Source organism: Vibrio sp. 10N.222.55.B11 (assembly GCF_041473705.1).
In the GTDB taxonomy this organism is placed as follows: Bacteria; Pseudomonadota; Gammaproteobacteria; order Enterobacterales; family Vibrionaceae; genus Vibrio; species Vibrio crassostreae_C.
This window is the reverse complement of record NZ_JBFRST010000050.1, coordinates 100304-124792: the sequence shown is the minus strand read 5'-3', so window position 1 is coordinate 124792 and position 24489 is coordinate 100304. Positions and strand designations below refer to the sequence as shown.

Below are 24489 nucleotides of genomic sequence, written 5' to 3'. Positions count from 1 at the left end.
ACTATTCATAACTCTTAAGAACTGCCTTTAATGTTGACTCTAGATCGTATCTATCATTGAATGCTTCAAAAACTCTTTGACTGTCTTTTGCCATAGAGGTCAGACTACTTTTATCTAGTAGAGATATAAATTCAGCACACTCATCTGCCGACTCTAATTGGTGATAGCTTTTTGAAGTTTGAATACCTTCCATACCTGCTTTAGTTGACACTAATGGAGCCCCAAAAGATAACGCCTCTAAACATTTAACTTTCATCCCAGACAACAACTCATCAGGGTTTACTATGAGATCACATGATGCATAAAATTCTTCCAAACTCTCGCAAAAGCCCAAGACCTTTACAAATTTTGGTAACTCTAGTTCATCTAAAGCACCACATATAGTGCCCGTCACATTCAATCTTATATTGTGCTCCCTTCTAGATAAGCTCTCTATCAGGTTCTTTATCGCAACAACATTCGGGTAATGTCCTGACGCCATAAAGCCAACAACAAGCTGAGAACCTCCTTGAGGCGTATAATCTAAGAAGTTCTTTGGTATCATAGGGGGTTGCACAATCACGTTTGAAGATGTTGTGTCTCGGAAGTACTCACCCTCAGCCTCTTGAATCGCTATAATGTAATCAGATCGAGAAAGCCCAATTGATTCTTCACTTTGTGAAGTCGAAAAATAGAATTTATCTTCAGCAACACCTATATTACTCATTCGGGAATTTCGGTTTGCGAATACATCATGCGTATCTAACATAATAACTGCATCTTTATTTACCGCAGTTGAAAGTTTAGAAAGGAAAACATAATTGATCATCGCAACATCAAATTGATTAGTAGCAGAGAGCGCGCCCACAAACTGCATTGCTCTGTCATCGACCCAATCATCAATACCGTTACCATCTGCGATTACTTGTTGGTTAACATCTCGCTTAAGTTGACCAAATTTACCACCTATAGCTTTTAAATTATAAGTATAATCCCATAAGTCATTATTTGAATCCCAAGGAGAATCATTATAAATCACAGTATGTATTGAATAGCCTAATTTCTTCAAGGCTCTTATTTTAGAGTCGCAATTTTTACCAACAGCGTCAGAGCCATAAAATGGCATGACTACTAATGCATTTTTTTTAGAGTGAGACTTAATTATTTTAGGTAGTACCGTTGTGTCTTCAGGCAGTTTCTCTACGATATTAAGTGCTTTTTTTAATAATCGCCTAAAGTAATATGAATTCACTAGTTTAACAAACAGCCCCCATACCCGTCTTCCGACTCTAGTGTGATAACATTTAACAAAGAACAGCTTAATTCGATTCAAAACAAGACCTTTTTATAATGGAATAGAGAGTAAGTTTGGGTATATATCATATTTAGTGTAATGTTTTAGTTCAATCTCGTGACCAGTTTCGACCATGTATACTTTTGACAAACCAAATTTAATCCCAGCTAATACATCGCTTTCTTTATCACCAATCATTATAGATTCGTTCAAATCAACATCATATTTAGTCGATGCCAATTCTAACATGCCAGTGTTAGGTTTTCTGCAACGACACCCAAAACTAAATTCAGCGACAGAACCTTCTTTATGGTGAGGACAATATAAGATATCCAAAACCTCTATTCCATGTTTAGATAATTCTTCCTGGTACCACTTTGTAAGAATTTCATAGTCATGAACGGTATAGTATCCTCTTGCAATACCAGCTTGGTTCGTCACAATAATGATTTGAAAACCATGCTCAATCAACCGCTTCATACCTGAAATACAGTTCTCAGTAAATTCAAAATCCTCTATTCTGTAGAGATAATTAATTTCTCGATTAATTACACCGTCGCGATCTAGAAAGGCAATTTTCATTTGAATTTCTCGCACGCTTTATGATAATCCTCAGGAATACCTATATCAATAAAATATGTTTTACTTGTATAAGCCTTAAATACTCCATTAAAACCTGGTAAAAAGTCCGTTTCAAATGAGAATTTATTTTTCGAGTAATTTTCGATAATATTTTTATCGAGAAGATAAATTCCACTATTGATAATTCCGTTCCCGCCAGGCCCTTTCTCAACCATTGCTAACACATTATTATCACGGTCTAGCTTGAGACTTCCATACCGACTTACGTCATTGACCTCTACACCAGAAATTAGCAATTGAACATTTTTAGAGCTATTAATAAACGCGTTATAATCAAGCTCGCAATACGTATCACCATTTAAAACTATAAACTGTTCACTTTTCACTTTACTGGTTGCAAGTTTTATAGCACCGCCAGTACCAAGCGGTTCATCTTCAACTATAAAATCTACATCACAACTAACTGGATTATCTTTCTGCACTTGATCAATGATGTAGTTAGCTTTGTAGGAGAGTGACAGAATGATTCTTCTTACACCTTGTTCCTCTAAGTACTTCATTAGTCGATAAAGAAATGGTTGCCCAGAGATATCCACCATTGGCTTAGGTAACTCGCCACTAATTGTTTTCAAGCGGGTTCCAAACCCTCCAGCTAAGATAACTACATCATGCATAAACTTACTCTTCCGTTTTAAATATAACTTCTTCAACAATCGCACAGATCATATGACCGATACATATATGACACTCTTGTATGTAAGGAGTCACGGTAGAAGGTACGTTAATAGAGTAGTCAACCATATCCTTTAACTTACCGCTTTCGCCACACAATGCAACGCTTGTCACACCTAAATCTTTAGTTAGATTCATAGCATTAATTATATTTTCAGAGTTTCCTGAGGTACTAATCCCAATAAAGATATCCCCGCTTCGGCTCTGTGCTTGTAATTGTCGAGCAAAAAGTTTATCGAATCCGTAATCATTACCAATTGCCGTCAGCATAGATGTATCCGTTGTTAAAGCTAAAGCAGGCAAACCAGGTCGATCAAAAAAGAATCTACTCACAAATTCAGCGGCGATATGTTGCGCATCAGCAGCACTACCACCATTACCTGCTATAATAACCTTATTACCGTTACGATATGCTTCGATAATTAAATCTGCAACTTTAGAAACTTGAGCTAATACTTCATTTGAAGAAATTAACTTTTGTTTAACTGAAATACTCTTGTTTAAATAGCTATGGATGTATTCTAGATTGTCCACGAATATGCTCCCTCTTCGACAAATTGGAATTTATATACTTGACCACCAAATTGCTCAAGCTTACGTTCTACTATATTTTTCTTTTCTGGCTGAACAAATATCATCATAAAGCCACCACCACCTGCTCCAGACACTTTCATTGACTTGGCACCGATATTGAATATTTCATTTTCAATATCTTGGATCATAGGGTTCGTTATTGAAGATGACGTTTTTTTCTTACTTTCCCATGCATCAAGAAAATCAGCAGCCATCGCATCAATATCTGATTTCAACAAATGCTCTTTAATTCTGTAAGCAGATTGCTTTACACTATGCATAGCTTCAAGCTTAGAGTCTTTGTCCTCCTCTAAAGACTTGATTTGGTCATCTATAATTTTAGCAGAGTCACGAGATGTTCCTGTAAAATAGAGTATTAAAGATGATTCAAGTTCATTCACAATATAGCGGCGAATTCTCAATGGGTTCACCACTACATGATTCTGAGCATAGAACTCCATGAAGTTAAAACCACCAAACGTTGCTGCATACTGGTCTTGTTTTCCACCAGAAAGGGAACAATCAACTCGTTCGATACTAAAGGCCAACTGAGCTAAGTCGTACTCACCTAGAGGCAATGAGTATAAATGAGTAAGCCCTTGAAGCATTGAAACAACGACGGTTGAAGATGAACCAAGACCACTGCCTGCAGGAGCATCTGAGTGAGTAATAATTCTCAATGGCTTTAACTCTCCACCGAAGTAGTCATTCATAACTCGAAGATATACAGCGCGGTGAAGCTTGAGTTTACCTTCTAACCCAAACTCATTTTGACTCAAGTCTATCTCTTCGCTAATCCCTAAATCAACAGCTTCAAAATAGACTTTATTGCCTTCAATTTCATCATCGACATATGCATATGCGTACATATTAATGGTCGCATTGAGTACGCATCCGCCATATGTGTCACTGTAGGGCGACACATCAGTCCCCCCTCCGGCAATTCCAAGGCGTAAAGGCGCTTTGCTTCTAACTTTCATTAATATTTTTTCCTAACGATTTAAAGGAATACGACCAGAAGAGATTTCATCACGCCAATGCTGTAATAAATCTTTGAACATATCTGATGTAGCAATTTCCGGCTTCCAATCAATAAAATTTCTGATCTTAGTGTTGTCGAACATCTGATAATCGGCATCAATAGGACGTAAACGATCTGTATCTGTTACAACTTCTATATCATTGCGAGTACTAAAACCTAATAATATTTCAATAACTTCAGGAAGCTTAAATGCCTCTTCACCTGCAATATTGAATGCCTCACCACAAGGCACGTTGCCCTTTTCGCTCTCGAGAGCAAGAAGGTAATACGCTCTAACCGCATCTCTAGCATCTTGGAATGTCCTAACACTTGCAAGATTACCAAGCTTTAATTTGGGTTCTTGATAGCCTGCTTCGATAAGAGCAATTTGCTTTGCAACAGTACTTTCAAAGAATACATCACTTCGTCTCGGACCTGTATGAGTCCCCATACGCGTCACAAAGGTCTTAATGCCATATGCTTCGCCGTAAAACTGGCCAAGGTAGTCTGTTCCAATTTTACTGATACTATATGGACTAGCGCCATGAAATTGTGATTCCTCATTCAAAGCTTCACCAACTTTTGCTCGACCATATACTTCACTAGATGAACAAACATGTACCACGGGATTGTAGCCGTCTGCTGCTTTTAACTTGCGAACACATTCAAGTAAGTTAGCCGTACCGATAATATTGGTCTGTAGAGTCTCAATAGGGATATCAAAAGAAGTCCTAGGAAAGGACTGCGCTGCTAAATGAAAAATAAAACTAGGACGCTTTGAATCGATTAGCTCATAAAGAGATGCAAAGTCATTTAAGTCAGCGTACTCAACAGAAACACGCTCTTTAGCATTGATCTTTTCTGTCAGTTGATAAATGTTATCCATTGGCTCCTGCCAACGCATCATTCCAACGACGTCGTAATCTGTTTCATTCAAAAGATAGTCGGCAAGCTGTGAGCCTACTTGTCCAGTAAAACCGGTAATCAGAACGTTTTTCATTTTTAATTGTACTCCTTGATAGATTCTTTATACGATTTTGCAGGTCTCTTTAAAATCGCATCTAAATATTTACTTTCAGTATTTATTCTCTTAGGTCTACCTTTCCAAAAGCTAACTGGAGCTTCCGTAAAAGAATAGGTCAAATTTGGATGTTTTTGGTCCGCTAATTCTTTCACTATATCCTGTCGACTTACAAGTTGATGACCGGAAAAATTTACAGTTCTGGTTTCTATGTCATTCCAGTTTACAATGATATTTTTTATACCCAATAACACGTCATCAAGCGAAATAACGTTGCGTTCAAATCCGTCAAAGACATCAAGGTTTTTTCCTAATTCTGCATGCTCAGCTACCATCAGAGAAAACTTATCATCTTTGGCTAAAACATATGAAAATCGAACAACAAAGAAATTCTCATTACCTTTAAAACTCTCTTCAACTTGAGATTTCATCTTCCCATATTGACCAAACGGTTTCGTTTCTGAGTCATCAAAACAAAGTTTATTAGCAGACCCAAACACAGCATCACTTGACGAAAATATGACTTTTACGCCTTTGACAATAAGCTTGTCGATGAGAAGAATCGTATTAGTTACATTAATATTATAAGCTTGATCGAAATTCTTTTCACACAAGTCAGGGGAGGATATAGCCGCAAGAAAAACAACGACATCATCTTTTTGGACTCTAGAAAGTAAATCATCAAATTTGTTGCTAGATAGGTCTAAAGACACATCACAGTTAGTTCTTCCGACGGTAAACTTATTAGAAAAATCTAATTTTTTGTATAAAGAATCTCCAACAAAACCTGAAGATCCAAATATATAAACATTATTTTCAAAATTCATAAAAACCTAACTAGAAAGTTAATAAATAAACCAAATATTATAACTCAATTTTCTCTCTTCGAAGGGGGTAATAATACCTTCCCTTTTAAATATTTATATAATCTAACATCAACCAAAGATGCATAAATATATGATATAAAAATTGATATCGAAACGAACATTAAAATTTCTGTATATGGGGATTCTTTCCCCTGATACATTATCCCTGTTATCAAAAGTGGAAAATGAAGTAGATACAACGGAAAACTAATATAGCCTAAAAACTGAAAAATATTACTACTCATCATTTTTTTTATTGGGGAACGCTCACCTAAGAAATCTACTCCCATTAATGGTATGAACGATAAAATAAAGAAGTAATCTGCTCTATTTGAATGTGCTGGTTGATAGTAAATACCTAGCATACAAACAAAAAATGAGACCCCACATAAAAATTTCTATATGCTTGTATGATGTGAAATATTTCTTTGATGAGAAAAGTGTATAGCACGCAGATCCAAGGAGCATTGAAGATACAGCATAAATAAAGTTGTATAAACCGTAAAAACCACTACTTCCAAGACCTGTTTCTGAATTCCAGGCTAGAAGTGAAAACAGTAGTAATGCAACTATAAACCTTACTAATATACTCATTTTAACGAATATGAGTGGGATTAAAAGTGAGGCCCATAACTCTATACTAATACTCCATGCCGGACCATTAATTACATAAAAGTCGCTATCAAAAACACCATGAATTAAAGAGAAGTTTTGAATCCATAGCCAGACACTAAAGACATCTTCAGGGGGAAGATAACCTCCTGTTTTTGCATTGAAAGCGTAGATACAAAGCATAGCCGTTGTTGATATAAATACCAGTGGCCACAACCGCAAAATGCGAGTAATAAAATAACTAGAAAACTTTTCTTCTTTACCATGCGCATGAGTTAAAACAAAGCCTGATATCATAAAGAAAAATACTACACTTAAGTGCGGTCCTTTAAAAGGTACATCGTTGGTCCAATTTGAAACTGCATTAAATGCATGATTTAGCAAAACAGTAAAAGCGAATAGCCCTCGAAATCCATCGATAGCAGAAAATCTTTGTATGTTCATTGTAATATATTCATTATAAGGTAGATTATATTGTACGAATAGAAAATGTTATGGCTTGATTAAAATTGTCATCGATTGCGAGAATATATTCTACATTATAATATATTCTCATCCAAACACGACTTTCTTCAATAACTAGGTGACTCACTTGAGAATCATCGAGGCTTGATCTAAATAATAATGATTTCATTCCCTCTAAAAAAAACTGTACATCTGCATATTCTTTCGATAAGTTAACATCACCTATTTTCAGATCAACTATGTATGGGTTTTCATATTTATTAAACTCCAATCCATAACTGGTTAGCTTCATCATCATGTTATATTTAATATACACAGAATCGCTGCTACCTTCAGCTATAACAACTCCATCCTCGATACATACCAACCTATCAGAAAGTAATCGCAATTGAGCTTCATCATGGGAAACTATTATCACAGTGGTATTAGATTTTATTTTTTCCTTAATACTGCTTTGAGCCTTTTCTGCAAATGTCACATCACCAACACCAAGAACCTCATCAATAAGTAACACCTCTGGAGTTGTATACATAGCAATAGAAAAGCCTAACCTTGCTAGCATACCCGATGAATAATTCTTAATCGGCTTTTCATAAAACTCTTTTAGCTCTGAATATTCTTTTATATCATCAATAAGATTCTTAATATGTGATAATCTATGTCCAAGCAACATTCCACTAATTATAGTATTTTGCCTTCCTGATAAATTAGGATCAAAGCCAGCTTGTAGTGCCATTAATGAAACGCTTTGTGTGTTAATATGAATATTACCACCATCAGGTTTAATAATTCCAGCCAAGATTCTTAGTAATGTTGACTTTCCCGCACCATTACGGCCAATGATGCCTAATGTCTCACCTTTAAATACATCAAATGTAATATCTTTTAAGGCTGTGTGTTGATCATAAGAAAAAAGACTAGTTCTTTCCTTATAGATAACACTAACGTTTTTTAATTCTATGGCTTTATCAATAGTCATTTTTGTACTACTCTCGGCAAGATATATTCTAGTTTTTTAAAAGCGAATAAACATACCGAAATAATGGTTAAAGACAATATGATTACATATAACAACAGGTCCAAATTAGGAACTGTTTTGTACATTAATACATCGCGATATGAACTTAACATAACCGCCATTGGGTTTACGAAAAAGATCTTTGACTCCATTGCAGGTATATCTCTATAGTTAAAGAAAATACCAGAACAGAACATCATTATTTGCAATCCTGTTTCAATCACAAAGGAAAAATCCCGAACAAATGGAACTATTAATGAGACGGCTAATGAGAACGCTACTATAAGTAATAATTGAATTAAAACTATAGGAATAAACCAAAGCAAGACTGAGTTGTATTCATAACCATAAATTAGTAAAAATACGAAAAGCAATAGAAACACTAGGATTTGTTTTATTGCATCTTGTAATATGAAAGTTAAAGGAAAGAATATCTTAGGTACATGTACCTGACTCATCAGGTACTTACCTTGTATAATGCTTCCCTGAGCGTGACTCACGCTACGCCCAAACCATATCCAAGGAATCAATCCAGTTAGCAAAAAAGGGACATAATCAGGCCCACCTTGCTTAAGCAAAAAAGAAAAAACTAAATAGTAAATAGCCATTTGCAATAGTGGCTCAATAATCCACCATGCATAACTAAGGTAATTGATCGAAGCTTCTGACTTTAAATTAAGCTTGGCTTTTATCCATACTAGCTCTAAAGTTCTAAAGGGCATGCGGCTCATAACGAGTTTCTCTTAAATAATGCTTTAAAAAACACATTCAATTTCATTTTTTTAGCAAAGATGGAAAAGTAATAAATATGAACTAATAACGGATAAATACCGAAAATACCATTAATTTCACGATTAAACCTCCTACTATTCTTTAGAATATAAGAAAGTCGAAATTCATCAAATTCTCTACCGATATCATCCACATCATGAGTTACAATTAATTTATCTTGATAGTAGCCATTTAAGCTCATTTTTTTGGACAGTCTATGAGTAAATGTCAGATCATCGAAATAAAGAAAGTAGTCAGTTGGTATTAACGATGAGTATTTGAAAATTCCGTCATTGTAGATTGTTAACCCAATAAAACTAGCGGCTTCAATTGAACCACTTATCTCACCAAAGTTTCGACGATTTATCAAAAATTTTAGACTTTTCTTTATTGAACTAGGTACAAAGTTCATCGGTCTATTCATATTTAGTCTAATTTTATTCTTATTGATAACTTGAGGAGCTAAATAAGCATAATTACTCCCAAGGTTCTTATAAGAACTTTTGATTTCATCTAAAAAATCTTCACCAAAAAAGGCATCATCATCTAAAAACGTAATGACAAACTTATCATATTTTTTTTCTAGGTGCTCAAGACCAGTAAAAAAGCCAAATGAAGCCCCTTTATTCTGATCAAGCTTAATTACACTAATTCTAGAATCCTTTTCTGAAAATTCGTCTAAAATATCCCGTGTTAACGATGATGAATTATTATCAACAACAACTATTTCGTCCAAAGAGGTGCGTAATAGTTGTTGGATTGAGTCTTGCAACTTTTGAGTCCGATTATAGGACACAATCACAACTGTAAATATCATATTCCGCTTTTTAGACAATAATTTTCGAAGCACTCAATCGCTTCCTTAATACATACATCCATATCAAGATAACGATAAGTCGCTAGCCGGCCAACAAAAGTTATATTCTTTTCTTTTTTCGAGCGTGCTTCATATAAATTCCAAACATCATCTCCCGATACGTGTCGAACTGGGTAATATGGAATGTCACCATCCTCACACTTTTTGCTGTACTCTTTATACATGACACTTTTTTCATGCTTTTCCCACGGAGTGAAGTATTTATGTTCCGTAATTCGAGTAAATGGGACATTTTCATCACAGTAAGACATTACAGCACAACCCTGGTAATCATCTTCACTATAAAATTTTTCGAACTTTAAAGTTCGATATTCTAGTCTACCAAATTCGTAGTTATAAAAGTGATCTATAGCTCCTGAGAAAAATACATGTTCATAGCCCTCTTCATCTATGAGTTTATCCACATCTTCTTTAACTAACTTAACATTTAACACTAACTCAATATTAGGATGATTTAGCATATTCTCAAAAATAGCAGTATAACCATCTCTTGGAATACCTTGGTATTGATGTGAAAAGTAGTTATCATTGTAATCAAACCGGACAGGCAAACGCTTCAATACAGATGCAGGAATATCTGTAGGATCCATCCCCCACTGTTTTTTTGGATAGCCGTAGAAAAAAGTTTTATATAAATCATCACCAACAAATTTTACAGCTTGCTCTTCAAATGACTTCGGTGCCTGGATACTCTGGTCACCTTTCGACTCAATTAATTGCTTAGCTTCTGTGGGAGAGAGAGCAGCTCCATAAAACTGATTTATCGTGTGAAGATTTACAGGTAGTGAGTATACCTTTCCGTTAGCAGTTGCCTTCACTCTTGTTATGTAAGGTTCAAAATCTCCCCACTTGTTAACAAAATCCCAAACCATTTTATTATCTGTATGAAAAATATGTGGCCCGTAGACGTGGACATTTATGTTAGTTTTTTCATCCCTCTTATCGAAGCAGTTACCGCCAATATGTGCTCTATCATCTACTACTTTTACCTTCACTCCCTTTTCGGCGAGCAACCTTGCGATTGTAAGTCCACTAAAACCTGAACCAATGATTAGTATTTTTTTCATTTTTTCTTCAACTTATGAAATTTAATTAGTTTTTCAATGCCACATGCGAGGCTAACACTAGCCTGCCAATCTAGCTCTTGCTTAGCCCTACTCACGTCTAACTTAACACTATTTTCAATATCAATAGATTGGTCACCCAGCTTTTTTTCTACACTGGTACTCATTTTTTGCTCAATCATATTGATAAGTTCAGTTAGTGAGGTCGGAACTCCCGAACCTATATTAAAAGCCTTTTGTTGTCCCTTATATTCAATCACCTTTATAAAAGCATCTGTAAGATCACCAATATAAACATAATCTCGCTTATTTTTTAGCGAACCAACTATCGTCAATGGTAATCCCTTCGATACCCTATTTAAGAATATAGGTATAACTCCTTGGTTCCCCTCTAAGTTTTGCTCTTCACCATAAGGGTTTGAGATCCTGAGGGATACCGCCTGCTTGTCATACTTTTGCGCAAGATAATTCAAATAAACTTCTGTAGTAGCCTTATTCACCCCATATGAAATGTTCGGGTTGTATCCATCGCTTTCGTGAAACACTTTATCCGACTGTCCGTAAACCGTTCCGCCTGATGATGCAAATATGATTTTTTCGCAGCCACTCTCATAAAGACTTCTAAATAAGCGAGTATTCGCCAACATGTTGTCTAACAGATCTTTATCTAAGTCCGTTTCTGACGCTGATGGAAACATTGTCGTCGCTAAATGTATAGCCGTCTTTACATTGTTTGAATCTATAATTCTGCTCAGTTGCCCTTTATCGATAGCGACTTCAAGGTAACTAAGCTCAAGCCACTTGAAATTCTTACTTAACTCAGGCAAAGAATCAGGTTTCCCTACAACATCTAAGGCAACTGTTGGTATATTGTTATCTAGTAATTTGCGAATCAACGCTTTACCAACAAATCCGGCGCCACCAGTAATTAACACTCCGTTATGTTGTGATTCCATTAGTCACCTTTAGCTAGATTAATGATGTATCTACCGTAGTCGTTTTTACTCATAGGAGTAGCATTCTTGATTGCTTCTTCCTTAGATAGCCATCCATTTCGTAAAGCAATTTCCTCAAGGCAAGCCACTTTCAATCCTTGAACATGTTCAATTGTTTGTACAAAAGAAGACGCTTCATGAAGGCTCTCATGTGTACCGGTATCTAGCCACGCAAAACCGCGACCTAGTAGCTCAACGTTCAATGAGCCATCGTTTAGGTACATCTCATTAAGGGTCGTTATTTCTAGCTCACCACGCTCAGATGGCTTCACTTGCTTTGCCATTTCAACCACACGGTTATCGTAAAAATATAAGCCTGTAACTGCATAATTTGATTTTGGCGTTGCTGGCTTTTCTTCAATAGATACCGCTTTCATGTTTTCATCAAACTCAACAACACCAAAACGCTCCGGATCTTTCACTTGATAACCGAAAACCGTTGCTCCAGATTCTCTTGATGCCGCATTTTGTAAGGTTTGTGAAAATGACTGACCGTAGAAAATATTATCTCCAAGGACTAAACACACACTGTCATCACCAATAAACTCTTCACCAATGATGAAAGCTTGAGCCAACCCGTCAGGGCTTGGTTGAATTGCATATTCAAGGTTAATACCAAAATCAGAGCCATCACCTAACAAACGCTTGAAACCCGCATTATCTTCCGGCGTAGTGATAATCAAAATATCTTTAATACCAGCGAGCATTAATGTAGAAATCGGGTAAAACACCATTGGCTTGTCATAAATCGGCAACAGTTGTTTCGACACGCCACGTGTAAGTGGATATAAACGTGTTCCTGAACCACCTGCTAATACAATACCTTTCATTATTTATCTCCTGCCATGACACCTAGACGCTCACGTTGATAACTACCATCTTGTACGTTTTGACACCACTTGGCATTGTCTAGGTACCATTGAACTGTCTTACGAAGACCTGTCTCAAACGTCTCCTCTGGCGTCCAACCCAATTCACGTTGCATCTTAGATGAGTCAATGGCATAGCGACGGTCATGACCAGGACGATCTTGAACATACGTTATTTGCTCTGCGTATTTGCTCCCTTTTGGTACTAGAGCGTCAAGGATTTCACAAATCGTGTTCACAACTTCAATGTTTTTCTTTTCGTTATGGCCACCAATATTGTAAGTCTCGCCGACTTTACCTTCGGTAACTACTTTGTAGAGCGCTCGAGCATGGTCTTCTACGAACAACCAGTCACGAATCTGGTCACCTTTACCGTAGATAGGAAGGTCTTTTCCTTCTAGAGCATTCAAGATGACAAGTGGGATCAATTTTTCAGGGAAGTGGTATGGGCCATAGTTGTTTGAGCAATTAGTGACGATAGTTGGCAGGCCGTAAGTACGCAACCATGCACGCACTAAATGGTCACTTGATGCTTTTGAGGCAGAGTAAGGGCTAGATGGCTCATAAGATGTCGTTTCCAAGAACATTGGTAGCTCAGCACCTTCTGGAACCTCATCTGGGTGAGGCAGGTCACCATAAACTTCATCAGTAGAGATATGATGAAAGCGAAAATCTGTTTTTACATGATCTTCAAGATTATTCCAGTATTCGCGCGTGGCTTCTAGTAGCGTGTATGTACCAACTATATTCGTCTCAATAAATGCTGCAGGCCCAGTGATAGAACGGTCAACATGCGATTCAGCGGCTAAGTGCATTACCGCATCCGGTTTGTGCTCAGCGAACACTCGGTCAAGATCTGAACGCTTGCAAATATCCACTTGCTCAAATGCGTAACGTTCGCTCGAGTCCACTTCGATAAGAGATTCTAAATTACCTGCGTAAGTCAGCTTATCAACGTTTATTACGCTGTCAGATGTATTATTTATAATGTGACGTATAACTGCTGAGCCGATAAAACCAGCGCCACCGGTGACTAATATCTTCACAAAAACTCCTAAAATAAAGCTTTAAAACCAAAAAACCTAACACGCACGAGTAATATCCGTTAGGCACGCTACCGCCCATTGGTCACAAAGCGAAACCACACTACGCATTCAAAGTTAAAAATGTAAATATCTCCATTATCTATGTATCAACGAATATAATCAAAAAAAAATCTAGTTGTGTGCGTGATGAAGCTAACGCTATGTACACCAAACCCAAAATCTCGCTATACTCCTAGCCTATAAATTTTCGCCCAATAACGAATAAGAGTTCAAGATATGCAAGAGTTAGTGCCATTTGTTCAAGAGAATATGATTTTAGCCATCGTATGGATCGGCTTGGTTGTTGCCATCATTGCTAACGTTATCAAGACATCAAACGCAGCCTACAAAGAGATCACGGCAGCGCAAACCACACACATGATTAACCGTGAAAACGGTGTTGTGGTTGATATTCGTACTAAAGATGAGTTCAAAAAGGGCCATATTACGGACGCAGTTCACATTTTGCCGTCAGATATCAAAGCAAATAGCTTTGGTAGCCTTGAAAGCCACAAAGCAGACCCAATCATCGTAGTATGCAAGACAGGTCAAACTGCTCAAGAAAGCGCGAACTTGCTGGTTAAAGCAGGTTTCGAAAACGTAAGCGTACTGAAAAGTGGCTTAGTGGCTTGGAGCGAAGCGAATCTACCTTTAGTTAAAGGTAAAAAATAGGTTAAAGGCAAGAAGTAAGCTGACCTGATTCAACGAATATGACTTTAAGGTTTTGTCCGGCAGATATGACGAACAAAACCTAATTTAAATTTTTAAGGACAAGAAAATGGCTGAAGCAGCACAACAAGACGCACAACAAAACTTCGCAATCCAACGTATCTTCCTAAAAGACGTATCTTTCGAAGCGCCAAACTCTCCAGACATGTTTCAAAAAGAGTGGAACCCAGATGTAAAACTGGATCTAGACACTCAAAGCCGTGAACTTGGCGAAGGTGTTTACGAAGTCATCCTACGTCTAACGGTTACGGTTAAGAACGCAGAAGACACTGCATTCCTTTGTGAAGTTCAACAAGGCGGTATCTTCTCTGCTAGCGAAATGGAAGCTGGCCAACTGGCTCATTGCCTAGGTGCATTCTGCCCGAACATCCTGTTCCCATACGCTCGTGAAACGATTTCTAGCCTAGTGGTTAAAGGTACGTTCCCACAACTGAACCTAGCACCTGTAAACTTCGATGCTTTGTTCATGAACTACCTACAGAACCAAGCTCAACAAGCTGAAGGCGAGCAGGCTTAAGTCTCAAAGTAGAACTTAATCCTAACGTTTCAAACGCTAGTTAACTCTTAAATGCACATCGTAACTTCTGCGATGTGCATTTTTTCTTTACACTGTACTAAGATAGAAAGCCTTCTGATTATTAGGAAGCTTTTCCAGAATTCTTCGATTTCCCTCATTATTTTTAGGTGGAAGCATGACAGACACAACTCGCCCGACTAACACGGCAGACGCTTACGGCAAAGAAATCGCCATGACGGTCATTGGCGCTGGTTCTTACGGAACCTCTTTAGCGATATCTCTAGCGCGTAACGGTGCCAATGTTGTTCTTTGGGGACATGATCCTGTTCATATGAATCGCCTTGAATCAGAGCGTGCGAACAATGAGTTTCTACCAAATATAGAATTCCCAGAAAGTCTGATCATTGAATCTGACTTAGAAAAAGCAGTGACTTCAAGCCGCGATCTTTTGCTTGTCGTCCCGAGCCACGTATTTGGCGTTGTGCTTAACAGCGTTAAACCTTACTTAGCCTCAGACTCTCGCATCTGTTGGGCGACCAAAGGCTTAGAGCCAGAAACCGGTCGTTTACTTAAAGATGTCGCACACGATGTGCTTGGTGATGGATACTCGTTAGCGGTCCTATCAGGGCCAACCTTCGCCAAAGAGTTAGCGATGGGCATGCCAACGGCTATCTCTGTCGCTTCACCAGATGAAGTATTCTTAGAAGAGCTGCAAGAGAAGATCCACTGCGGTAAAACATTCCGCGTATACGCAAACTCAGATTTCATCGGCATGCAACTTGGCGGCGCGGTGAAAAATGTTATCGCAATTGGCGCAGGCATGTCGGATGGCATTGGTTTTGGTGCCAATGCTCGTACTGCACTGATCACGCGTGGTTTAGCTGAAATGAGTCGCTTAGGCGCTGCACTGGGTGCACAACCCGAAACCTTTATGGGTATGGCAGGGCTGGGCGATCTAGTACTAACCTGTACTGATAACCAATCACGTAACCGTCGTTTTGGATTGGCTTTAGGTTCAGGTAAAGACGTCGATACTGCACAAGAAGAGATCGGCCAAGTGGTCGAAGGCTATCGCAACACTAAAGAAGTTTGGTTACTATCCGAACGTATGGGTGTTGAGATGCCAATTGTTGAACAAATCTATCAAGTGCTGTATCAAGGGAAAGATGCCCACTTAGCGGCACAAGATCTGCTTGCTCGAGACAAGAAGTCAGAGCGATAACATCGCTTATTAAGTCGTGGAATAAAATAGATAAAATGGATGGAAAAATGAAACACTGTGAACAGCAAAAGGTTTGGCAATGCATTGTGAAGGAAGCTCGACAGCAGTCAGAGCAAGAACCTATGCTTGCGAGTTTTTACCATGCCACCATTATCAACCACGAAAGCTTAGGCGCTGCGCTAAGTTACATCCTAGCAAACAAATTAAAGACGGCTTCAATGCCCGCAATGGCGGTGCGTGAGGTGGTTGAACAAGCATTTAAGCAAGATCAATCGATTATTGATGCGGCTGCTTGTGATATCTGCGCGACGGTAAATCGAGATCCTGCGGTCGAGATGTACTCGATGCCTTTGCTTTATCTGAAAGGCTACCACGCTTTGCAAGGTTACCGAGTGGCTAACTGGCTATGGAAGCAAGGGCGTATTGCGCTTGCCACTTACCTACAGAACCAAATTTCAGTTGCTTGCCAAGTGGATATTCACCCGGCGGCTCGTATCGGTAAAGCTATCATGCTTGATCACGCGACAGGCATTGTGATTGGTGAAACAGCCGTCGTTGAAAATGATGTATCGATTCTTCAAGACGTTACTTTAGGGGGTACGGGTAAAGAAGGTGGCGATCGTCACCCTAAGATCCGAGAAGGCGTGATGATTGGTGCAGGTGCTAAAATCCTCGGCAACATTGAAGTGGGTGAAGGCGCTAAGATTGGTTCTTGCTCTGTGGTTCTACAAGCCGTACCACCTCATACAACAGTCGCTGGGGTTCCTGCAAAAATTGTAGGCAAACCAAAAACCGATAAACCATCTTTAGATATGGACCAAGGGTTCAACGGTCGCTCGCAAAACTTCATCCATGGTGATGGGATTTAAGAGCAGATACGGGATTCGATTCAGCGGAATTCGAAAAATTAAGAGCAGATGAATACAACTAAATGACGATAATGATGAAACAAATTCGAGCCATTAGCCGGACTCTTCTAGTATCTGCTAGCCTTTGCGCTGCTCTTTTATCTACATCGTCATTTGCCGCCTCTCAGGGGGAACTGAAAGGCGTATCGAGTGAAATATCTCGCCAACAAAAAAACCTGTCCTCACAACAGAAAAAACTCGATAGCCTACAAGCAAGCCTCAAGAAACAAGAGCTATCCATCGCTTCACTTGAAAAAGCGATTCTAGACAGTAAAAAGCAGCTCAATACGGCTAATGCAAATATTGCTAACTTAGACACCAAGATTAAAGCGCTTACGGCTCAGAAAAAAGTCCATACCGATAAATTAGAGCAACTGATTCAGACATACTACATGACAAGTCGAGCTAAAGCTTCTTCTCACATCCTCAACACCGGTGTAGAAGAAGATCGCATCAGTCATTATTACCAGCACCTTGCCAAAGCTCGCTCCGCAACCATTAAAACGATTGAACAGACGCAACTTGAATTAGAAGAAAGCCACAAACAGCGTCAACTCGAGCAAGAACAAATCGCAACATTGTTAAAACAGCAAACCACTAAGCGTGACAAGTTGTCTCAGACTCAAACACAACGTAAGAAAACCGTTGGCAGTATTAAGAAGAATATTTCTGGCGACAAAAATTACTTGGCTGAACTTCAGCGAAATGAAACTCGCCTGAAAGCTGAAATAGCAAAAGCAGAAAAAGCGGCTCGAGAACGACGTAATGCAGTCCCGATGGATGGCCTAGCAAAACGTAAAGGTAAGCTACCTTGGCCGATCAAAGATAAAGTTCTACATAACTACGGTTCACGTCAAACGGGGCAAATTAACTGGAAAGGCATGGTGATCAACGCCAAGTACGGTCAGCAGGTTAAATCCGTTTACTCAGGTACGGTGGTATTTGCCGAGTATCTGCGAGGCTATGGTTTAGTGGTTCTTCTCGATCATGGTAAAGGTGATATGACGCTCTATGGCTTTAACCAAGCACTACTGAAGAAAGAAGGTGACAAGGTTAAAGCTGGCGAAGCGATTGCGCTTGCTGGTGACACTGGAGGCCAAACGCGCCCTTCACTGTACTTTGAGATTCGCAGAAACAGCCAAGCCCAAAACCCGAAGAGTTGGTTAGTTCGATAAAGAGCAGATACGGGATGCGGTATCTTTCTTCGAATCCCGTATACCGCTTACTCGTCTCTTTCTATTTAGAGTTCAACGCCCTTACACCATCTTCCAATAATGTCAGCTGCTCAAAACCTTGAGCTGTCGCAATCGGTTTAACCGTCGCGATCATCTGCAGCATTCCTTGATGAACCACTTGCTCGGTAATTTGAGCTTTTGGAGACATCGCAGACTGATACGCCAACCAACCCGATGCGATCAAGTGAAGAGAAGTGACCATCGATTTCATTTCCGTATCCGTTGCTTTGAGCAGGTTCAACTCAACGAAGGCTCGCATGATATCGACAAGATTCGTTTGCAGCTTTTCTTGTACGGCCATGTAATCAAGGTGGAGTTTTTCATCACGTGACAATATTTCAGGCAGATTCGCATAGAAGAATCGGTACTTCCACATCAGTGTGAAGATAGAATCTAAGTAAGTCTTTAGTAACGTCAGGCTTTCTTGTTGGCCTTGAATCGGTGTGAACCTTTCAAGTAACTCTGTCGAATAGAGAGTAAAGATGTCACGGACAATTTCTTGCTTGTTGCGGAAATGGTAGTAGAGGTTACCAGGGCTAATCTCGATATGCTCAGCAATATGATTGGTCGTAATACTACGCTCACCGTGCTCATTAAAAAGCTCTAGAGCAGAGTAAACAATCTTGTCACGTGTTTTCATTAGTTATTAGTATCCCTATCCGTTTAGAGGTTCAGTATATCGCCACTAAACGGATAGATCGAGCTGTTAACATCTGGTCTAATTAGCATTAGCTAAAATAGAGCCGAATCAATCACTGCCAAACAGATCTCGTGTGTACACCTTATCTGCAACGTCTGCGATTTCTTCCACCATTCTGTTAGATACAATCACATCCGATACAGCTTTGAACTCTTCTAGGTCAGAATAAACCTTCGAGTTAAAGAAATGCTCTTCCTCTAACACAGGTTCGAATACGACCACTTCGATACCCTTAGCTTTCAAACGCTTCATTATCCCTTGAATCGACGATGCTCGAAAGTTGTCGGAGCCAGCCTTCATGATCAAACGATAAATACCGACAATTTTAGGCGAGCGCTTAATAATTGAATCCGCAATGAAGTCTTTTCGGGTACGGTTTGCATCAACAATCGCACCCACAATGTTGTTTGGTACATCTTGATAGTTTGCTAATAGTTGCTTGGTGTCTTTTGGTAAGCAGTAACCACCGTAACCAAATGAAGGGTTGTTGTAATGATTGCCGATACGAGGGTCTAAGCCAACACCTTCTATGATCTGACGAGAATCCAAGCCATGCGCTTCCGCGTAAGAATCAAGCTCATTGAAATAAGAAACACGCATCGCTAAGTAGGTATTTGAGAACAGTTTTACTGCTTCGGCTTCCGTTGAGTTAGTAAACAAAACATCGATACTCTCTTTTTCTGCGCCTTCAACCAGCAGATTCGCAAACACTTTAGCGCGTTCAGAGCACTCACCAACGATAATACGTGATGGGTGTAGGTTATCGTACAGGGCTTTGCCTTCTCGTAAAAACTCAGGTGAGAACATAACGTTTTCACAGTGCAGTTCTTGCTTAACACGCTCAGTATAACCAACAGGGACCGTTGATTTGATAACCATGACAGCATTTGGATTGATATCCATGACGTCTTTAATGACCGATTCTACAGAGCTGGTATCAAAGTAATTATTTTTTGGATCATAATCGGTTGGTGTAGCAATGATGACAAACTCAGCATCTTTGTAAGCCGCTTTATCCGTTGTTGCCATGAAGTTCAGCGTCTTATTTGATAGAAAGTGCTCAATCTCATTGTCTACAATCGGTGACTGCTTATTGTTTAGCATTGCCACTTTTTCATCGATGATATCTACCGCGACTACTTCATGATGTTGTGCCAAAAGCATAGCGTTTGATAGACCCACATACCCTGTACCGGCTACTGCAATCTTCATGATAATACCTATAGTTTTGAGTAATTAACTCAACATAATTTATAACTTAGCTTGCCGTATCATACTCTGGTTGGGGAATTATTCCACTAGCCCGCTTTATCCATTCCTTGCTATACTCGTGACAGTTTTGTATTCAAAAGAGTTAGAAAATTATGATTATCGTAACGGGTGGTGCTGGCATGATTGGCAGCAATATTGTTAAGGCGCTTAATGAAGCGGGCCACAACGATATTCTAGTCGTCGACAACTTAAAAGATGGTAAGAAATTTAAGAACCTTGTAGACCTAGACATCACGGATTACATGGATCGTGATGACTTCCTAACTCAAGTCATGGCCGGTGATGATTTTGGTCATATTGAAGCTGTTTTCCATGAAGGAGCATGCTCTGCTACCACTGAGTGGGATGGCAAATACATGATGCTCAACAACTATGAATACTCAAAAGAGCTACTTCATTACTGTGTTGAGCGTGAAATTCCTTTCTTGTATGCCTCTTCAGCTGCAACTTACGGTGAGACCGACACTTTCATCGAAGAGCGAGAGTACGAAGGTGCATTGAATGTCTACGGCTATTCAAAACAACAATTTGATAACTACGTTCGTCGCTTAACCGCGGATGCAGCAGCACACAACGAAACGCTTTCGCAAATCGTAGGGTTTCGTTACTTCAATGTTTATGGTCCACGCGAGCAACACAAAGGCAGCATGGCCTCTGTCGCTTTCCACCTAAACAACCAAATGAATGCCGGTGAAAACCCGAAATTGTTCGCAGGTAGCGAAACCTTTAAGCGTGATTTTGTGTATGTAGGTGATGTTGCGGCTGTAAACTTGTGGTTCTTAGAGAATGGGGTATCAGGCCTCTTTAATCTAGGTACTGGCAATGCTGAGTCGTTTGAAGAAGTCGCCAAGGCAGTTATCAAGCACCATGGTAAAGGCGAAATCGAAACGATTCCTTTCCCTGAGCATTTAAAAGGTGCTTACCAAGAATTCACTCAAGCAGACCTAACGAAGCTTCGCGGTACAGGTTGCGATATCGAGTTTAAAGCAGTAGCCGATGGCGTTGCTGAGTACATGAAGATCGTAAACGCTTAACGGTATATTTCAGATTAGGACCAATAATACACCCTACTTTTAGCGTATATTATTGGGAATGTCTAACGAATATAATCATTCCCAGAGTGACCGATATTAAGTTAACTCTCTGATTTAAATAATGTAGTGAATGAATGACCACACAACGCAATGATTTTGATCCAAAAGCTTACAATCCTGAGTTTGAATGGGGTTTTCTAGCACCTAAATACTGGGGAACTTGGATTGCTGTTTTGTTATCGTCTTTAGTCTGCTTCTTACCTAATAGCATTCGTTTAGCATTAGCTAAGTTTATGGCTAAGCAAGCTGTAAAAATTAAGAATAAGGCTAACCGCCGGGCTCGAGTGAATCTTGAGATGTGTTTCCCTGAGCAATCTATCGAAGAGCGCGAAGAAACTCTCTATCAGTCATACGTTACTTCCATCTCATTTTTGATGGGATTTGCTTCACTGACACTCAAGAGTAAAACTTGGCTAGAGAATAACACTGCGATAAACGGCCTGAGCAATCTAACCGATATTACAGACAGTGGCGAGAATGTGATCTTGCTGGTGCCACACACATGGGCTATCGATATCCCAGCGGTATTATTAGCTTCACGCAATTTACCTGTATCTGCGATGGCGAAAGCACAAAAAAACAAACTCAGTGACTGGCTAATGCACCGACAGCGCGTGCAATACGGCGGTCGTGTTTATGATCGCAGCGGTGGTATCAAACCTTTCATCAAGTCGGTACGTGATGGGTACCTGGGTTACTACCTCCCTGATGAAGATCTTGGCCGTGAGCACAGTGTCTTCGTTGACTTTTTCGCGACTCAAAAAGCAACTATCTCAGGCCTTGGTCGCCTATCAAAACTAAGTAAAGCTAAAATTGTGCCCTTGTTTGCTCAATACGATAGCAGTACAGGCCAATACGCCTTGGACTTCTACCCTGCTCTACCCTTCCCAACAGGAAGCGAAGAAGAGGACGCACGTATGATGAACCAATGTATTGAAAGTTACGTGAGCAAAAACCCAGAGCAATATATGTGGATCTTAAGACTGCTTAAGACTCGCCCTGATAGCAATATAAATCCTTATAGTGGTTAGCATTACATTAAACAGTATGAATATTATTAACAGAAAGCAGATTTATACAGCAATCTTACTATTACCTTACTTTTTTGCTGTTACAGGCATGTTAGTTTTAGATAGTGGTGATAAGAAAATGATCCCACTATTTTTGATTAGTATCATCGGCAGTATATTAGTATTTAAAAAAGAAACTATATTAAATAACATACAGAGCCAGTTTGTGTGGTTAATTGGCATTTCATGTATATATACTATCTTTAGCTATTATTATCACGGATCCAGTTCTAGAGAGCTAAGAGCACTGATTGGACTTACTCTTTTCCTTATAGCTTTTCCATACCATATACTTACTCAAAAAGTAATTCAATGGGTAGTTTTGATCGGTAGTTTGGCAATATTTGTCAATAGCGTCTATTTCAATGTTTATATCAGTACAGGGCGTAATGCTGGTTATATAAATCCGATACCTTACTCAACTGCATGCGCATTGATATCCATAATCGCGTTTTCTTTATTGCTAGGTAATTCTCCTTTAAAGGGTAAAACCCTTCCTTTGGTCGCTTTTCTGCTGTCGTTACCTCCTATAATCCTAAGTGAAACTAGAGGGATTTGGTTGGCGTTTACTTTAAGTATCTTTATTATAATCGCAGTTAAATGTATTAAAAATCCTCCTTCGAGAAAATATATACTATTTACACTTATACTCACAGCCATTCTAACTTCTACTGGCGCCTTCTTATTTAAAGATAAAATAAATGAGAGATATAACCAAACCATCTATGAAGTCAAAAAGATTCAATCAGGCGATTATAGTACATCCGTTGGGCTTAGGTTACAAATGTGGATGTTAGCTCCGGAATTAATAAAACAAAAACCAATACTAGGGCACGGACAAGAACAACGGGATATATTAAAAGGTAAGTTAGAACATGGTGAAATATCTAGATCGCTATATCACTATGCTTCAGCCCACTTCCACAATCAGTTTTTAGATAAAATGGTTAAGTCTGGGGTTATAGGAACGATGCTAGTAATTGGACTTCTGCTTTATCCACTAATGATGGTGAGGAAATCACCACCATCCGATGCATATATAATAATTGGTTTGGTTAGCTTATTTTTCATCGCAGGTTTAACTGATGTACCTTTTAATCACCCTCAACCTTTAATGTTATATTTATTATTTCTAATTCCTATTTGCTCAAGATGTAAGAGAGTTACCAATGACTAAAATATTTGTCATAAATTTAGAATCTTCCACAGATAGAAAAGAAAACATTAGTCGCCAACTAGATGAACTATCTCTTCCTTTTGAGCTATTTTCTGCTGTGGATGGAAGAACATTCCCCCCTCACCCACTACTAAACCTTTACAATAATGATTTAAGCCAAACATACCGAGCAAAAACACTAAGCGCTGGTCAGTTAGGGTGTTATGCAAGCCATTACTTATTGTGGCAGAAGTGTGTTGAACTCAATCAACCAATAGTCATAATTGAAGATGATGCTCTTATATTTAAAGAGGCATTCCTTAACTTCATACAAGATATTAGTGACATCCCCGAAACTGTAGAGTGCATAAGATTATTCAAAAACAAGCGCCGTAAATATGATTCTTACGAAGTGCTCGAAGCGAAATCTACTAGTATTCACAAGTTCACTAAAGGGCATATGAGTGCAACAGCCTATTTCTTAAGACCTTCAGGAGCTAGAAAATTCCTTGAACACTCAAAAGAGTGGTATATGGCTGTAGATATTTATATGGACCGATTCTGGCAAAACGAAGTCGAGTGCTACGGCACTGCAGTACCCTGCTTAACGAACGACCCTAAGTTTGATTCCGATATCGGTTATGAAAAACGCACAAGCACCAGAAGTTTATTCAAGAAATGTAAGCGTGAATGGTTCAATTTAAACGAAACTATCCAGCGTCACCTACATAACATAAAATTCAAATACTCGAAGCGGTAATC

General features: G+C 38.9%; 26 protein-coding genes. 9 read left to right on the top strand and 17 right to left on the bottom strand.

All coding sequences use genetic code 11. The features are described from left to right. Nucleotide 1: 1 nt before the first annotated feature. The 15 genes from AB4503_RS18485 to rfbB all read right to left on the bottom strand — a co-directional run bounded on the left by AB4503_RS18485 (nucleotide 2) and on the right by rfbB (nucleotide 13785). On the bottom strand, nucleotides 2–1312 hold the full coding sequence (locus AB4503_RS18485; RefSeq protein ID WP_171732258.1) for a glycosyltransferase: 1311 nt from the start codon (nucleotides 1310–1312) through the stop codon (nucleotides 2–4). A 12-nt stretch (nucleotides 1313–1324) separates the two neighbouring features. Then, nucleotides 1325–1855 carry a D-glycero-beta-D-manno-heptose 1,7-bisphosphate 7-phosphatase gene (locus tag AB4503_RS18480; RefSeq protein ID WP_171732259.1) on the bottom strand — a complete coding sequence of 177 codons (531 nt, stop codon included), beginning with the start codon at nucleotides 1853–1855 and terminating at the stop codon, nucleotides 1325–1327. Beyond that, a complete protein-coding gene (locus AB4503_RS18475; protein WP_171732260.1) occupies nucleotides 1852–2529 on the bottom strand; it encodes a nucleotidyltransferase family protein in 678 nt (225 codons plus the stop codon). The genes AB4503_RS18480 and AB4503_RS18475 overlap by 4 nt, the downstream gene beginning before the upstream one ends. 4 nt (nucleotides 2530–2533) lie before the next feature. Beyond that, entirely contained in the window at nucleotides 2534–3121 is a 588-nt protein-coding gene (locus AB4503_RS18470) for an SIS domain-containing protein (RefSeq protein ID WP_102306737.1), read from the bottom strand. Further along, the gene (locus AB4503_RS18465; RefSeq protein ID WP_372115512.1) at nucleotides 3109–4140 is read right to left on the bottom strand and encodes a hypothetical protein; all 1032 of its coding nucleotides are present in this window, start codon (nucleotides 4138–4140) and stop codon (nucleotides 3109–3111) included. The genes AB4503_RS18470 and AB4503_RS18465 overlap by 13 nt, the downstream gene beginning before the upstream one ends. Nucleotides 4141–4152: 12 nt before the next feature. Then, a complete protein-coding gene (locus tag AB4503_RS18460) occupies nucleotides 4153–5181 on the bottom strand; it encodes a GDP-mannose 4,6-dehydratase (protein ID WP_171732262.1) in 1029 nt (342 codons plus the stop codon). 2 nt (nucleotides 5182–5183) lie between these two features. Continuing rightward, entirely contained in the window at nucleotides 5184–6029 is an 846-nt protein-coding gene (locus tag AB4503_RS18455; protein ID WP_171732263.1) for a sugar nucleotide-binding protein, read from the bottom strand. A 366-nt stretch (nucleotides 6030–6395) separates the two neighbouring features. Continuing rightward, nucleotides 6396–7124, bottom strand: coding sequence for an acyltransferase family protein (locus AB4503_RS18450; RefSeq protein ID WP_372115511.1), 729 nt, complete (start codon nucleotides 7122–7124; stop codon nucleotides 6396–6398). A gap of 25 nt (nucleotides 7125–7149) precedes the next feature. Then, on the bottom strand, nucleotides 7150–8124 hold the full coding sequence (locus AB4503_RS18445) for an ABC transporter ATP-binding protein (RefSeq protein WP_171732265.1): 975 nt from the start codon (nucleotides 8122–8124) through the stop codon (nucleotides 7150–7152). After that, nucleotides 8121–8894, bottom strand: coding sequence for an ABC transporter permease (locus tag AB4503_RS18440; protein ID WP_171732266.1), 774 nt, complete (start codon nucleotides 8892–8894; stop codon nucleotides 8121–8123). The genes AB4503_RS18445 and AB4503_RS18440 overlap by 4 nt, the downstream gene beginning before the upstream one ends. Beyond that, nucleotides 8891–9751 (bottom strand): glycosyltransferase, encoded by an 861-nt coding sequence (locus AB4503_RS18435; RefSeq protein WP_171732267.1) that lies wholly within the window; start codon nucleotides 9749–9751, stop codon nucleotides 8891–8893. The genes AB4503_RS18440 and AB4503_RS18435 overlap by 4 nt, the downstream gene beginning before the upstream one ends. After that, complete coding sequence (glf, locus tag AB4503_RS18430; RefSeq protein WP_171732268.1) at nucleotides 9748–10878, bottom strand: UDP-galactopyranose mutase; 1131 nt, start codon at nucleotides 10876–10878, stop codon at nucleotides 9748–9750. Before glf ends, AB4503_RS18435 begins: the two co-directional genes overlap by 4 nt. After that, nucleotides 10875–11831 (bottom strand): NAD-dependent epimerase/dehydratase family protein, encoded by a 957-nt coding sequence (locus AB4503_RS18425; RefSeq protein ID WP_171732269.1) that lies wholly within the window; start codon nucleotides 11829–11831, stop codon nucleotides 10875–10877. Before AB4503_RS18425 ends, glf begins: the two co-directional genes overlap by 4 nt. Beyond that, a complete protein-coding gene (gene rfbA, locus AB4503_RS18420) occupies nucleotides 11831–12700 on the bottom strand; it encodes a glucose-1-phosphate thymidylyltransferase RfbA (RefSeq protein ID WP_102311749.1) in 870 nt (289 codons plus the stop codon). Before rfbA ends, AB4503_RS18425 begins: the two co-directional genes overlap by 1 nt. Beyond that, nucleotides 12700–13785 (bottom strand): dTDP-glucose 4,6-dehydratase, encoded by a 1086-nt coding sequence (rfbB, locus tag AB4503_RS18415; RefSeq protein WP_171732270.1) that lies wholly within the window; start codon nucleotides 13783–13785, stop codon nucleotides 12700–12702. Before rfbB ends, rfbA begins: the two co-directional genes overlap by 1 nt. Before the next feature lie 276 nt (nucleotides 13786–14061). Between rfbB and AB4503_RS18410 the strand changes: the two genes are divergently transcribed. The 5 genes from AB4503_RS18410 to AB4503_RS18390 all read left to right on the top strand — a co-directional run bounded on the left by AB4503_RS18410 (nucleotide 14062) and on the right by AB4503_RS18390 (nucleotide 18375). Next, on the top strand, nucleotides 14062–14496 hold the full coding sequence (locus tag AB4503_RS18410) for a rhodanese-like domain-containing protein (RefSeq protein WP_016786319.1): 435 nt from the start codon (nucleotides 14062–14064) through the stop codon (nucleotides 14494–14496). A gap of 106 nt (nucleotides 14497–14602) precedes the next feature. After that, nucleotides 14603–15070 (top strand): protein-export chaperone SecB, encoded by a 468-nt coding sequence (gene secB, locus AB4503_RS18405; protein ID WP_009847959.1) that lies wholly within the window; start codon nucleotides 14603–14605, stop codon nucleotides 15068–15070. Between the two features lie 175 nt (nucleotides 15071–15245). Continuing rightward, a complete protein-coding gene (gpsA, locus tag AB4503_RS18400; RefSeq protein WP_372115510.1) occupies nucleotides 15246–16292 on the top strand; it encodes an NAD(P)H-dependent glycerol-3-phosphate dehydrogenase in 1047 nt (348 codons plus the stop codon). 47 nt (nucleotides 16293–16339) lie between these two features. Next, nucleotides 16340–17161, top strand: a complete 822-nt coding sequence (gene cysE, locus AB4503_RS18395) for a serine O-acetyltransferase (protein WP_009847961.1) — start codon at nucleotides 16340–16342, stop codon at nucleotides 17159–17161. Between the two features lie 62 nt (nucleotides 17162–17223). Further along, nucleotides 17224–18375 carry a murein hydrolase activator EnvC gene (locus AB4503_RS18390; protein WP_371713993.1) on the top strand — a complete coding sequence of 384 codons (1152 nt, stop codon included), beginning with the start codon at nucleotides 17224–17226 and terminating at the stop codon, nucleotides 18373–18375. A gap of 61 nt (nucleotides 18376–18436) precedes the next feature. On the opposite strand, the gene AB4503_RS18385 is transcribed toward AB4503_RS18390, so the two are convergent. Then, the gene (locus AB4503_RS18385; protein ID WP_372115509.1) at nucleotides 18437–19075 is read right to left on the bottom strand and encodes a TetR/AcrR family transcriptional regulator; all 639 of its coding nucleotides are present in this window, start codon (nucleotides 19073–19075) and stop codon (nucleotides 18437–18439) included. Nucleotides 19076–19183: 108 nt separating this feature from the next. After that, a complete protein-coding gene (locus AB4503_RS18380) occupies nucleotides 19184–20347 on the bottom strand; it encodes a nucleotide sugar dehydrogenase (protein ID WP_372115508.1) in 1164 nt (387 codons plus the stop codon). A 152-nt stretch (nucleotides 20348–20499) separates the two neighbouring features. On the opposite strand from AB4503_RS18380, the gene rfaD reads away from it, so the two are divergent. The 4 genes from rfaD to AB4503_RS18360 all read left to right on the top strand — a co-directional run bounded on the left by rfaD (nucleotide 20500) and on the right by AB4503_RS18360 (nucleotide 24487). Beyond that, complete coding sequence (rfaD, locus tag AB4503_RS18375) at nucleotides 20500–21441, top strand: ADP-glyceromanno-heptose 6-epimerase (protein ID WP_010433822.1); 942 nt, start codon at nucleotides 20500–20502, stop codon at nucleotides 21439–21441. Nucleotides 21442–21575: 134 nt separating this feature from the next. After that, the gene (lpxM, locus tag AB4503_RS18370) at nucleotides 21576–22532 is read left to right on the top strand and encodes a lauroyl-Kdo(2)-lipid IV(A) myristoyltransferase (protein WP_372115507.1); all 957 of its coding nucleotides are present in this window, start codon (nucleotides 21576–21578) and stop codon (nucleotides 22530–22532) included. Nucleotides 22533–22548: 16 nt separating this feature from the next. Then, nucleotides 22549–23748: an O-antigen ligase family protein gene (locus tag AB4503_RS18365; RefSeq protein ID WP_372115506.1), complete on the top strand. Its 1200-nt coding sequence runs from the start codon at nucleotides 22549–22551 to the stop codon at nucleotides 23746–23748. Beyond that, on the top strand, nucleotides 23741–24487 hold the full coding sequence (locus AB4503_RS18360) for a glycosyltransferase family 25 protein (protein ID WP_229648005.1): 747 nt from the start codon (nucleotides 23741–23743) through the stop codon (nucleotides 24485–24487). Before AB4503_RS18365 ends, AB4503_RS18360 begins: the two co-directional genes overlap by 8 nt. Nucleotides 24488–24489: the final 2 nt, after the last annotated feature.